Genomic DNA, 13,201 nt, shown 5'->3' on the forward strand with positions numbered 1-13,201 from the left:
TCAGAAAAACATATTTTTAGAAGGAGGAAAACAAATGAAAAAGTGGAAACTTCGCTTATCCTATTATTGGTATAAGTTCTTGATAAAATTGGGCCTAAAAACAGATGAAGTTTATTATATTGGTGGAAGTGAAGCCCTGCCGCCTCCTTTAAACAAAGACGAGGAAGAAATGCTGTTAAAGAAGCTTCCAGGCGGTGATAAAGCGGCAAGATCCATCTTAATCGAACGCAACCTCCGCCTCGTCGTTTATATTGCTAGGAAGTTCGAAAACACGGGCATTAATATAGAGGATTTAATAAGCATTGGGACAATCGGCCTAATCAAAGCGGTTAATACTTTTAACCCGGAAAAGAAAATCAAACTTGCTACATACGCATCAAGATGTATTGAGAATGAAATTCTAATGTACTTAAGGCGGAATAATAAAATCAGATCGGAAGTCTCATTTGATGAACCGCTCAATATTGACTGGGACGGTAATGAATTATTGTTATCAGATGTTTTGGGAACAGATGACGATATTATTACAAAGGATTTGGAAGCGAATGTCGATCGCAAGCTGCTCACCAAGGCACTCCATCAGCTGACAGAACGTGAAAAGCAAATTATGGAGCTAAGATTTGGCCTGACAAACGGGGAGGAAAAAACCCAGAAGGATGTTGCCGATATGCTCGGAATATCGCAATCCTATATTTCTAGGTTAGAAAAAAGAATCATAAAAAGATTAAGGAAAGAATTTAATAAGATGGTATAAGCCCAAAAAAAAGAAATTTTTTTCCATTCAAAAAACCCAATTATTTCAAAGTGTAACTGGTTGAAATAGAATGCACGTTCCCTTTTCAAGACTAGGGCATGTGCATATTTTTCCTGCTCAAGGAGATACTGTTTTTTGTACAGCAGCTCTCTCGAGGAGGGAAAAGAATTGACTCGAAATAAAGTTGAAATTTGCGGTGTAGACACATCAAAACTTCCCGTACTTAAGAACGAAGAAATGAGAGTACTCTTTAAGCAAATGCAAGAAGGCGATATAAGTGCCAGAGAAAAGCTTGTTAATGGCAATTTACGCCTTGTATTGAGTGTGATTCAACGGTTTAATAACCGTGGCGAATTCGTTGATGACCTGTTTCAGGTTGGCTGTATTGGACTAATGAAATCAATTGATAACTTTGATTTAGGTCAAAATGTAAAGTTCTCCACCTATGCCGTACCGATGATTATCGGTGAAATTCGACGATACCTGCGTGATAATAACCCGATTCGCGTATCCCGTTCATTAAGGGATATTGCTTATAAGGCGCTTCAGGTTAGAGAACGGTTGATGAGTGAAACATCAAGAGAACCAACTGCAGAAGAAATCGCCAAGGTTCTGGAGGTGCCGCACGAAGAAATTGTATTTGCGCTGGATGCAATTCAGGATCCTGTATCCTTGTTTGAGCCAATCTATAATGATGGCGGCGATCCAATTTATGTGATGGACCAATTAAGTGATGAAAAGAATAAAGATATTCATTGGATTGAAGAAATTGCCCTAAAAGAGGGCATGCGAAGATTAAACGAACGGGAAAAATTAATTCTAAGAAAGCGATTCTTCCAAGGAAAAACGCAAATGGAGGTTGCCGATGAAATTGGCATATCCCAAGCTCAGGTGTCAAGACTGGAAAAAGCGGCAATCCGGCAAATGAACAAAAATATTCAAAGCTAATAGCTGTCCATTAAGGACAGCTATTTTTATTGGAAAACGTAATAGGAATATAGCTGTCTGTAATTGGAGCGGAAATCACCGTCTAAATTGCTATCCTTATTCATATATTCTTTATAGTACTGTTACGAGGAGGAATATAAATGGTGAGAATTTCCGAGTTTCAGATAAAAGATGTCGTAAACGTTTCGGATGGCAAACGGCTTGGCAATATTGGAGATATCGAGATAAATTTAACCACTGGAAAAATTGAAGCTGTCGTCATCTCGGGTAATGGCAGGGTACTTGGCTTTTTTGGAAAAGACGATGAAATAGTGATTCCCTGGAAAAACATAATTAAAATTGGCCAGGATGTCATTTTGGTTAGGCACAAGGTAGATGAAAGAATCCCGGAGGAAGTGTAAGTTTCGATAAATTAGACCCCTCACTATGACCATTTCGTGTTTTCATGGTAAACTATAGAAAAACATTTGAGGTAGAGAAATGGAACCCTTTGTTTTAAACAATGAATCATTATTAACAATTGACGACTGGATGAAACACTTTCCAGGGTTGGTTGCCGGTATTACCTCCAAGCATGGGGGGATAAGCAAAAGCAGTTTTGATTCTCTAAATATGGGCTTTCATGTGGGGGATGATAAAGCTGATGTTTGTACAAATCGGGAAACTGTCGCCGAACTTTTGGAGTTCCCTCTGGAGTTTTGGGTCGGAGCAGAGCAGACTCATGAAATTAAGATCAGAAAAATATCAAAAGCAGATCGTGGTAGGGGTTCCAATTCATATGACCAAGCTTTTAAAGGGACGGATGGATTTTATACAAATGAAGCCGGGGTTCTGTTGACCCTTTGTTTTGCCGATTGTGTCCCGCTTTTTTTCATTGCACCCGGGTCGAGGATGATTGGGGCTGGCCATGCAGGTTGGAAGGGAACTGTTAGGCAAATTGCCCGGGAGATGATTATGGCATGGGAACAGGAAGGAATAGGGCCTGAGGAGATTTTTGTCGCTATTGGGCCATCAATCTGCAAAAAATGTTATATTGTGGATAATCATGTCATTAACTTGGTGGAAAATATACTAGAAGATGTCGATAGAAAACCATATAATTTAATTAGTGGAAATCAATATAGTTTAGACTTGCGAGATGCTAATGTGCAAATACTTCTAAAGGCTGGAGTACCAGAAAAAAACATTGTCGTAACAGATTTATGCACAAGCTGCGACGAACAGTTTTTTTCTCATCGCCGTGACCATGGAAGTACTGGAAGAATGTTAAGCTTTATTGGTTGGAAGGAGATTTGAGAAAGAAAATGAAAGTGGCAGCAAAGCTAGAACAAGTAAGACAGCAAATTGAGGAGTCATGCCGGAAGGCTGGACGGAATCCTGAGGAAGTGACAGTTATTGCTGTTACCAAATATGTAAGTACCGATAGGGCTGTCGAGGCCTTGGAGGCAGGCATTACGAATCTTGGCGAAAATCGTGATGAAGGATTGCTGGAAAAATGGCAGGTACTAGCGGACAAGCCTGTATGGCATTTTATCGGAACACTGCAAAGTAGAAAGGTAAAAAACATTATTGATAAAGTGGAGTATATACATTCCTTGGACCGACTGTCATTGGCAGAAGAAATTAACAAACGTGCTGGTCACGTCACGAACTGTTTGATTCAAGTAAACGTCTCTGGAGAAGAATCGAAGCATGGGGTAGCACCCGATAAAGTCATCGACTTTATTGAATCACTTCGTTACTATCAAAATATAAGGGTCGCAGGTTTAATGACGATGGCGCCATTAACTGACGATGAAGAGTTACTTAGAAACTGCTTCCGCGGATTAAAAAAATTACGTGACCAAATTCAATCACTACAATATGAATTTGCTCCATGTACCGAGCTGTCAATGGGGATGTCAAATGATTTTGCAATTGCAATCGAAGAGGGAGCAACGATGGTAAGAATCGGTACAGCACTAGTTGGTGAAGATGATTAGGGGAGAAGAAGATGACACTAAAATCAAAATTAAAAACCTTTTTCTTTTTAGATGATGATTTCGATGATAACCGTGATGATTATGTTCCAGCTCAACCAGCTCAAGAACCAATCAAACAAAAAAGACAGGCGGTAAAGAGCCAGAATGTAGTCAGTCTGCAAAGCGTTCAAAAAACGGCGAATCCAGCAAACACTGGTACTGCCGCAAAGGCATCAAAGGTTATCTTAGTAGAACCGAATTCCAGTTCCGAAGTCACCGAGATTGCCGAGCATTTGAAGAGCCGCCGCGCAGTTGTTGTCAATCTACAGCGGATTGAACATCAGGAAGGCAGACAAATTGTCGACTTTTTAAGTGGGGTTGTTTATGCTCTCGGTGGTGACATGCAAAAAATTGGCGCCAGTATTTTCCTATGTACTCCTGATAATGTAGAGGTGTCTGGGAACATTTCGGAGCTTTTTCCGGAATAACAGAATCAGAATAAGAGGTGATAAAATAAATGGATATCATTTTTGGGTTATTGCAAAGGCTTATTCAAATATACTCATGGGCATTAATTATCTACATTTTGATGTCTTGGTTTCCGAATGCCAGAGAATCATCAATTGGCCAATTTCTTTCGAGAATTTGCGAGCCATATTTGGAGCCGTTCAGAAGGTTTATTCCGCCGCTTGGCATGATTGATATTTCTCCGATTGTAGCGTTTCTTGTCCTTAACTTTGCCCAAAGCGGCTTGCATAGTGTCTATCTTTGGCTAGCTTAATACTGATTGATTAGGTTGTGTTTGCCCCGATGAATATTTATCAGCATTTCCGCCCCGAAGAACGGGAATATATTGACCAGGTGTTACATTGGAAGAACTCTGTCGAAACCCGGTACGCTCCTAAACTGACGGATTTTCTTGATCCTAGAGAACAGCAGATTTTAAAAATCCTTGTTGGTGAGAATGGAGACGTGAAATATTCCCTTTTTGGCGGAAGTCATCATGCAGAAAGAAAAAGAGCCTTGCTGTTTCCTGACTATATGGCTCCAACTGACGAAGATTTTCAAATTGCCTTATTTGAAATCTCGTATCCAAAGAAATTTGTCACGATTGAGCATCGTCAGGTGCTTGGAACGCTGATGTCGCTTGGATTAAAACGAGGAAAATTCGGTGATATATTGATGAACGATCAACAGGGCCAATTCTTTGCAGCCAGGGAAGTTGGAGATTACATAAAAAGTAACGTTGAATCGATAGGCAAAGCAGGGGTGAAATTGACCGAAATAAACGCTGAGCAGGCGATTTCTTTAGAAGAACATTGGGAGGAAACTGATTTAACAGTATCATCCTTACGTTTGGATGCTGTTATTTCTGGTGCTTGCAATCTATCAAGACAAAAATCCCTAAGCTTTATCCAAGCCGGCCTGGTCAAAGTTAACTGGACGGCAATTGAAAATCCTGCCTTCCAATGTGAAGCCGGGGATATAATCTCAGTTCGGGGCTATGGAAGGGTAAAACTCATTGGGCTGGATGGAAAAACAAAAAAAGAAAAATGGCGAATCACGGTTGGGAAAATAAAATAATTAATTTTTATGCAGGAAATTCGAAAAACTTGTCGAATACTTCCTATTACATAGCAGTACAGATTGTATGGAGGTGGCATTATGCCGTTAACACCGTTGGATATTCACAATAAGGAATTTAATAAGGGATTTAGAGGGTATGACGAGGATGAAGTTAATGAATTTCTTGATCAAGTAATCAAGGATTATGAATTGGTCCTTCGCGAGAAAAAGGAATTGGAAGAGCGCCTGCACGATATGCAAGAGCGTTTAGGGCATTTTACCACGATTGAGGAAACATTGAACAAATCGATTGTGATTGCACAAGAAGCCGGGGAAGAGGTAAAACGGAACGCTCAAAAGGAAGCAAAGCTGATTGTTAAGGAAGCGGAGAAAAATGCCGACCGGATTGTGAATGAATCCCTTTCTAAAGCAAGAAGAGTTGCATTAGAAATTGAAGATTTAAAGAAACAGTCGAAGATTTTCCGTACCCGTTTTAAAATGCTGATTGAAGCCCAGCTGGATATGTTGAATACAGATGATTGGGATCACCTGTTGGAATATGAAGTGGATGCAACAGAATTAAAACTGCACGAAGAAGAAGATTCATTAGCTTGACGAATACCGCTATAATAGCATATAATTTCTTAACAGCTATATAGAATGAACATTGACGATGACAGGGACAGTACAATTTTTCATAAAAGCTTTATTAGCGAGCTGGGGAGGGTGCAAGCCCGGCAGAGCGGAGAAATTGGAACATCACCCTTGAGTTCTATGGTTGAACATCCGTTGTTGGAAAGAGTAAACCAAGCGTGGGATTCACGTTACGAATTGACGAAGAGGATAGAATCTTGGAATGATTCTATTTATCAGGGTGGTACCGCGGGAATAAACCTTCTCGTCCCTATTTGGGATGAGAAGGTTTTTTTATTGAAAAAAATGGTCATTCTGTTCAATAGAAAGGTAATGGAGGATAGGAAAAATGGAATATAAAGATACGTTGTTAATGCCGAAAACGGAGTTTCCGATGCGTGGCAATCTGCCGCAAAGAGAACCTGATGTTCAGGCAAAATGGGAAGAAATGAATATTTACCAAAAGGTCCAGGAGCGGACGAAAGGGCGTCCGCTGTTTGTCCTGCATGATGGCCCGCCTTATGCGAATGGCGATATCCATATTGGTCATGCTTTAAACAAAATTTTGAAGGATTTTATTGTCCGTTATAAATCGATGAGCGGTTTTCAAGCGCCTTATGTTCCAGGGTGGGATACACATGGATTGCCAATAGAACAAGCTTTAACGAACAAAGGGGTCAAACGAAAGGAAATGACTGTAGCGGATTTCCGCAAGCTCTGTACGGAATATGCTTTGGAACAAATCGATAATCAACGAACCCAATTCAAACGGCTTGGTGTCCGTGGTGATTGGGTCAATCCTTATATTACTCTTAAACCGGAATATGAGGCACAGCAAATTAAGGTTTTCGGAGAAATGGCGAAAAAGGGCTATATTTATAAAGGCCTTAAGCCGGTTTATTGGTCCCCATCAAGTGAATCAGCCCTTGCTGAAGCGGAAATTGAATATCAAGATAAACGCTCAGCGTCTATTTATGTAGGTTTTCAGGTAAAGGACGGCAAAGATGTCCTTGATCAAGACACGCAAATTGTCATTTGGACAACAACTCCATGGACAATTCCGGCAAACCTCGGCATTTCAGTGCACCCAGACCTTACCTATGTGGTGGTTTCTGTAAATGGTCAGAAATATGTCGTTGCCGAGGCATTATTGGAAGCTGTAACGAAGGAAGTCGGCTGGGAACAGCCAACTGTAGTTAAAAAGGTAAAGGGATCACAGCTGGAATACATTGTAGCCACACACCCTCTTTACAAGCGTGATTCACTTGTCATGCTCGGTGAGCATGTTACAACCGATGCTGGTACGGGCTGCGTTCATACAGCTCCAGGGCACGGGGAAGATGACTTCCATGTTGGTCAAAAATACGGCTTGGATGTCCTGAACCCTGTTGACGATAAGGGCTATATGACCAGTGAAGCTCCGGGATTTGAAGGGATATTTTATGATGAGGCGAATAAACCAATCACACAGGCATTGGAAGAAGCAGGCGCCTTACTAAAGTTATCCTTTATTACCCACTCTTATCCACATGATTGGAGAACGAAAAAACCGGTTATTTTCCGGGCTACTGCTCAGTGGTTTGCATCGATTAAAGATTTCCGGAATGAACTTTTGGATGCAATCAAAGAAACTAAATTTGTTCCTGCTTGGGGAGAAACCCGCCTGTTTAACATGGTTCGCGACCGCGGTGATTGGTGTATTTCGCGCCAGCGGGTTTGGGGCGTGCCAATCCCAGTATTTTATGCGGAAAACGGTGAAGAAATTATTACCGATGAAACGATTAATCATGTTTCAGAACTATTCCGTCAATTTGGTTCTAATGTTTGGTTTGAACGGGAAGCAAAAGACCTGCTTCCAGAAGGCTTCACCCATCACGGAAGTCCAAATGGAATTTTCACGAAGGAAACAGATATTATGGATGTTTGGTTTGACTCCGGTTCCTCGCATCAAGCGGTCTTGCTTGAAAGAGAAGATCTCGTACGTCCGGCCGATTTATACTTAGAAGGTTCAGACCAATATCGCGGCTGGTTTAACTCTTCCTTATCGACAGCAGTCGCTGTAACGGGCACCGCTCCATATAAAGGCGTGCTAAGCCATGGTTTCGTGCTTGATGGTGAAGGCAGAAAAATGAGTAAATCATTAGGTAATGTTGTCGTGCCAGCGAAGGTTATGAATCAATTAGGGGCGGATATACTGCGTCTTTGGGTGGCTTCAGTTGATTATCAAGCCGATGTTCGCGTTTCAGATGCCATTCTGAAGCAAGTAGCGGAAGTATACCGCAAAATCCGCAATACCTTCCGTTTCTTATTAGGGAATTTGGCTGATTTTGACCCGGCTGTAAATAAAGTTGCATATGAAAACTTGCGTGAAGTCGATCAATTTATGCTGGTGAAATTAAATAAGCTGGTAAAAAATGTCCGTCATGGTTACGAACATTATGAGTTTGCCGGCATTTACCACGCGATTAATAATTTCTGCACCCTTGATCTAAGTGCTTTCTATCTTGATTTTGCCAAGGATGTCCTATATATTGAAGCACATGACCACCATGAGCGCCGGGCAATTCAAACAGTGCTTTACGAGTCGTTGGTTGCTTTGACAAAATTGGTGTCGCCAATTCTATCTCATACAGCTGATGAAGTATGGCAGTACATTCCGAAGGTTCAGGAGGAAAGTGTTCAGTTGACAGATATGCCTGAATACCAGGAACTTGATGGAGCCGAGGCACTGGAAGAAAAATGGTCTGCATTTATGAGGCTTCGCGATGATGTCTTAAAAGCACTGGAAGAGGCACGTAACGCCAAAGTGATTGGCAAATCATTAACCGCGAAGGTTACCTTATATGTAAACGATAAGACCAAAGCCTTGTTGGATTCCATTGACGAAAATCTGAACCAGTTATTTATCGTATCTGCATTTGAGGTTGCCGGAACGTATGAAAAGCCTCCTGAAAATGCAGTTAAACTGGATACCGCCGCAATTGTCGTAACAAAAGCGGATGGAGAGATATGCGAACGCTGCTGGGTTGTTACACCTGAGGTTGGTCAAGATTCGGAGCATCCAACCCTTTGCCCTCGATGTGCACATGTCGTGAAAGAAAATTACACACACTTGGCATAAGGTTTTTTAGACCCTGTACACACGTACAGGGTTTTAATTTTTTCCTGCATAGTCAATAGTTGACCGTGATGTTAAATGTTGCACCGTGTCGCCATAAAGGACCGGGATATAATATAACAAATGACAAAACGGAGGTAGTTAACACTATGAATGCCATGCAGGAAAAGATGTTTCTCGAACTCCGTCTAACGAAGACTGAAATCGAACATTCATTAAAAGACAAATCTAAACAAGATTGGCTTACAAAGATTCTTAAAGAGGAACTTACTGATGTTGATGAAGCCATCCGGAAAATGGAAGCCGGTAAGTATGGTGAATGTGAAATTTCAGGAGAATTAATACCCGAAGATTTATTGATGTTGATCCCCACCATTCGTTGCAAAAAGGATTCAGATCTATTAGAGAATTACTACAAAAAACCAATCTCTTCATCATTTTTATAATGTTAATTGTCCTAACGCGATTAAGTGTGCTAAAATTCTAAAGAAGTATGAGTGTTAGTTGTGGAGGTATTTCTTAGTGTTTTATTATTTAATCGCGGTTTTTATTATCCTTTTGGATCAAGTTACAAAATGGTTAATAGTAAAAAACATGTTTCTTGGGGAAAGTATTCCGATTATTGATGGAGTCCTATATATAACTTCCCACCGGAACCGGGGGGCAGCATGGGGAATTCTCCAAGGGCAGATGTGGCTGTTTTATTTGATCACCATTATTGTCATTGCCGGGATTGTGTATTATATACATAAAGCGGCCAAAGATAAATGGTTGTTGGGAGTCTCCCTAGCCTTTATGCTGGGTGGAGCAATCGGAAATTTTATTGACCGGGTTATGCGCAAAGAAGTCGTTGACTTTATTCATACGTATATTTTTAGCTATAATTTCCCTGTATTTAACATCGCAGACTCCGCTTTAGTTATTGGTGTTGTACTGCTGATGATACAAATGCTGCTTGAAGAGAGAGAATCAAAGGAGAAATCTTATGGAGAAAATGGTACACACCATTCTTGAACAACAAAAAGGTGACAGAATTGATAAGGTCCTATCAGGCCTAAATGAAGAATGGTCACGCACCCAAGTACAGCAATGGATTAAGGATGGAAATGTACTTGTAAATGGGCAAATTGTAAAAACCAATTATAAATGCAGCCTGAATGATCAAATTGAAATTACGATACCGGACCCGGAAGTACTGGATGTAATTCCAGAGGAAATGAACCTGGATATTTATTATGAAGATCATGATGTCCTGGTTGTCAATAAACCAAAAGGAATGGTCGTTCATCCTGCTCCCGGCCATTTGTACGGAACGCTTGTAAATGGACTGATGGCTCACTGCAAGGATTTGTCCGGCATCAACGGAGTGTTAAGGCCTGGAATAGTTCATCGAATTGATAAAGATACCTCAGGACTGTTAATGGTGGCCAAAAATGATATGGCCCATGAAAGCCTTGTTAATCAATTGGTCGAAAAAACAGTTACCCGTAAGTACAAAGCGATTGTTCATGGCGTTATACCTCATGATGTCGGCACGATTGATGCTCCGCTTGGGAGGGACCAAAAGGATCGGCAAAGCATGGCCGTTGTTGATAATGGCAAGCATGCTGTTACCCATTTTCGTGTGCTGGAACGTTTTAACGATTTTACTTTTATCGAGTGTCAGCTGGAAACAGGGAGAACCCATCAAATTCGTGTCCATATGAAATATATCGGCTACCCGCTCGCCGGGGATCCAAAGTATGGTCCGAAAAAAACACTGGGTTTTAACGGGCAGGTGCTGCATGCGGGTGTCCTTGGATTTACCCATCCGAGAACCGGCGAATACTTAGAATTTGAAGCACCGCTGCCTGCCGATTATGAACAGTTGTTGAATCAATTGCGAAATAATCGTTGACACGAGAAAACAGATAAAGTAAGATAGCTATAGTCAAATATGCCTTTAATTCAGTCCCGTGAGGCTGAGAAGGGTCGGTTAATATGTAAGGATACCTTTAACTGTACACCTCTCGCCGAAATCGGTGAGAGGTTTTATTTTTATTAAAAGCAGGTGAAGAAATGAGCCAAAAAGCGTTAGTTCTTGATGAGCAGGCAATCAGCAGAGCGTTGACCAGGATTGCTCATCAAATTATCGAAAAAAATAAAGGAATCGAAGAATGTGTACTCGTCGGTATTCGCACAAGAGGCATCCATATTGCAAGACGTCTTGCTTCTAAAATTGAGGAGATTGAAGGAAGTCCAATTGGGGTAGGAGAACTCGATATTACGCTATACCGGGATGACCTGACGAAGAAAACGGAAAACCAAGAACCTCTCGTAAAGGGATCTGATATTCCGTTTGATATTAATGAAAAAAAGGTGATCCTTGTCGACGACGTGTTATATACAGGAAGAACTGTGAGAGCGGGGCTTGATGCGCTAATTGACCTAGGTCGTCCAGCAGCCATCCAGCTTGCAGTCCTTGTTGATCGCGGCCATCGTGAGCTGCCAATTAGAGCAGATTATGTCGGAAAAAACATTCCAACATCAAGCAGTGAGAAGATTGTTGTAGAACTGGCTGAAGTTGACAAGTTAGACCAAGTAAGCATTTATGACAAGTAAATAGAAGCCCTTTTTAAAAGCAGTCCAGTGAGGCTGACAAAGGGGAAAAGGCTATCTCAATTTTTTGGCCATTCCACCCTCTTTGTCCCTCTGTGGCATTGAGGGTTTTTTTATGGATAGTTGAGAACAATAAAGAAAAAATATTTTAAATTCAGAGGAGATTATCATGAGCAATAAACCAATCCTAGACGTAAATGAAATGCCAAAACCAACGCAATGGTTGACATTAAGCTTGCAGCACTTATTCGCGATGTTCGGGGCGACCATCCTAGTCCCATATCTCGTCGGACTTGATCCGGCAATTGCCTTGATCTCAAGCGGTTTGGGTACATTGGCATTTTTATTAATAACAAAAATGCAGGTTCCCGCCTATCTTGGTTCTTCCTTTGCCTTCATCACACCGGTGATTGCCGCCAAAGCGGCCGGAGGCCCTGGAGGGGCGATGATTGGAACGTTCATGGCCGGACTTGTTTATGGAATTATCGCCCTGATTATTAGCAAAGCAGGCTACCGCTGGATTATGAATTTGCTTCCGCCGGTAGTGGTTGGGCCGATTATTATCATCATTGGCTTATCTGTAGCGCCAACAGCAGTTGACATGGCGATGAATAACTCGGCAGGAAAATACAGCATGCTCCATTTCTCGGTGGCATTAGTTACTTTAGCGGCAACGATTATCTTCTCGATTTATGCTAAAAAAATCTTCAGCATTATCCCGATTCTTGCCGGTATCGTCGTCGGTTACATTTATGCTTTGATTGTGGGGATTGTTGATTTTAAGCCAGTAATCGATGCAAATTGGTTTGAGATGCCAAACTTCGTTATTCCGTTTGTCAGCTATAAGGTTCAATTTAGCTGGGATATCTTCTGGCTGATGGTACCTGTTGCAATTGTAACGATTTCTGAACATATTGGACACCAGTTAATTCTGAGTAAAGTAGTTGGCCGGGACTATATTAAAGAACCAGGCCTGCACCGTTCGATTTTGGGTGATGGTACGGCAACCTTGATTTCCGCTTTGGTCGGTGGACCGCCAAAGACAACCTATGGTGAAAATATTGGTGTACTGGCAATTACCCGGGTTTATAGCGTGTATGTCCTCGCAGGAGCAGCAGTACTGGCCATTGTGTTCGGGTTTGTTGGCAAAATAACTGCCTTAATTCATTCCATCCCGACGCCTGTAATGGGCGGTGTGTCAATCCTCCTATTTGGAATCATTGCTTCTTCAGGACTCCGAATGCTCGTTGACAGCAAAATTGATTTCGATGATAAACGAAACCTTGTTATTGCATCGGTCATTCTTATCATCGGACTTGGCGGGGCAATCGTAAAACTGCCGTTTAAAGATATTGTAATCCAGGGAATGGCTTTAGCTGCGATTATCGGTGTAGTGTTAAACCTCATTCTTCCTGGGCGTCCAGCAGTTAATGACAATATGTTCGAAAATGAAGAAGCGGAAAAAAATCGAAAAACAGCTTAATAACACGATAAGAACGACCTTTTAAATGAAGTCCAGAGAGGCTTATAAGGGTGTAGGAATCGAAGTGTTGAATGGAACCATTCCAAACTTCTGATTACTTGTGATCAATTTTTACACCCTGGTCTGGTTAGATCAGGGTA

General features: G+C 41.4%; 15 protein-coding genes and 1 other annotated feature. All 15 genes read left to right on the forward strand.

What is annotated here, in order from left to right:
- The first annotated feature begins 34 nt into the window (after positions 1–34).
- Entirely contained in the window at positions 35–754 is a 720-nt protein-coding gene (sigE, locus tag ACZ43M_RS09685) for an RNA polymerase sporulation sigma factor SigE (RefSeq protein WP_464507196.1), read from the forward strand.
- Positions 755–922: 168 nt separating this feature from the next.
- Positions 923–1,702 (forward strand): RNA polymerase sporulation sigma factor SigG, encoded by a 780-nt coding sequence (gene sigG / locus ACZ43M_RS09690; RefSeq protein WP_464507197.1) that lies wholly within the window; start codon positions 923–925, stop codon positions 1,700–1,702.
- Positions 1,703–1,842: 140 nt separating this feature from the next.
- The gene (locus ACZ43M_RS09695; RefSeq protein WP_464507198.1) at positions 1,843–2,103 is read left to right on the forward strand and encodes a YlmC/YmxH family sporulation protein; all 261 of its coding nucleotides are present in this window, start codon (positions 1,843–1,845) and stop codon (positions 2,101–2,103) included.
- A gap of 79 nt (positions 2,104–2,182) precedes the next feature.
- Complete coding sequence (pgeF, locus tag ACZ43M_RS09700) at positions 2,183–2,998, forward strand: peptidoglycan editing factor PgeF (protein WP_464507199.1); 816 nt, start codon at positions 2,183–2,185, stop codon at positions 2,996–2,998.
- Between the two features lie 8 nt (positions 2,999–3,006).
- The gene (locus ACZ43M_RS09705; protein ID WP_464507996.1) at positions 3,007–3,684 is read left to right on the forward strand and encodes a YggS family pyridoxal phosphate-dependent enzyme; all 678 of its coding nucleotides are present in this window, start codon (positions 3,007–3,009) and stop codon (positions 3,682–3,684) included.
- Between the two features lie 11 nt (positions 3,685–3,695).
- Positions 3,696–4,151 (forward strand): cell division protein SepF, encoded by a 456-nt coding sequence (locus ACZ43M_RS09710; RefSeq protein ID WP_464507200.1) that lies wholly within the window; start codon positions 3,696–3,698, stop codon positions 4,149–4,151.
- Positions 4,152–4,180: 29 nt separating this feature from the next.
- Positions 4,181–4,444: a YggT family protein gene (locus ACZ43M_RS09715; RefSeq protein WP_464507201.1), complete on the forward strand. Its 264-nt coding sequence runs from the start codon at positions 4,181–4,183 to the stop codon at positions 4,442–4,444.
- A 29-nt stretch (positions 4,445–4,473) separates the two neighbouring features.
- Entirely contained in the window at positions 4,474–5,247 is a 774-nt protein-coding gene (locus tag ACZ43M_RS09720; protein ID WP_464507202.1) for a YlmH family RNA-binding protein, read from the forward strand.
- Positions 5,248–5,328: 81 nt separating this feature from the next.
- A complete protein-coding gene (locus ACZ43M_RS09725) occupies positions 5,329–5,844 on the forward strand; it encodes a DivIVA domain-containing protein (RefSeq protein ID WP_464507203.1) in 516 nt (171 codons plus the stop codon).
- A gap of 49 nt (positions 5,845–5,893) precedes the next feature.
- Positions 5,894–6,138: a binding site (T-box leader), on the forward strand.
- 73 nt (positions 6,139–6,211) lie between these two features.
- Positions 6,212–8,983 (forward strand): isoleucine--tRNA ligase, encoded by a 2,772-nt coding sequence (gene ileS, locus ACZ43M_RS09730; protein ID WP_464507204.1) that lies wholly within the window; start codon positions 6,212–6,214, stop codon positions 8,981–8,983.
- 146 nt (positions 8,984–9,129) lie between these two features.
- Positions 9,130–9,426 carry a TraR/DksA C4-type zinc finger protein gene (locus ACZ43M_RS09735; RefSeq protein ID WP_464507205.1) on the forward strand — a complete coding sequence of 99 codons (297 nt, stop codon included), beginning with the start codon at positions 9,130–9,132 and terminating at the stop codon, positions 9,424–9,426.
- Positions 9,427–9,502: 76 nt separating this feature from the next.
- Positions 9,503–9,994, forward strand: a complete 492-nt coding sequence (gene lspA / locus ACZ43M_RS09740; protein ID WP_464507206.1) for a signal peptidase II — start codon at positions 9,503–9,505, stop codon at positions 9,992–9,994.
- Entirely contained in the window at positions 9,966–10,877 is a 912-nt protein-coding gene (locus tag ACZ43M_RS09745; RefSeq protein WP_464507207.1) for an RluA family pseudouridine synthase, read from the forward strand. The genes lspA and ACZ43M_RS09745 overlap by 29 nt, the downstream gene beginning before the upstream one ends.
- A gap of 161 nt (positions 10,878–11,038) precedes the next feature.
- A complete protein-coding gene (gene pyrR / locus ACZ43M_RS09750) occupies positions 11,039–11,581 on the forward strand; it encodes a bifunctional pyr operon transcriptional regulator/uracil phosphoribosyltransferase PyrR (protein ID WP_464507208.1) in 543 nt (180 codons plus the stop codon).
- A gap of 166 nt (positions 11,582–11,747) precedes the next feature.
- Positions 11,748–13,061, forward strand: a complete 1,314-nt coding sequence (locus ACZ43M_RS09755) for a solute carrier family 23 protein (protein WP_464507209.1) — start codon at positions 11,748–11,750, stop codon at positions 13,059–13,061.
- The last annotated feature ends 140 nt before the right edge of the window (positions 13,062–13,201 follow it).

The organism is Neobacillus sp. B24, assembly GCF_055381825.1.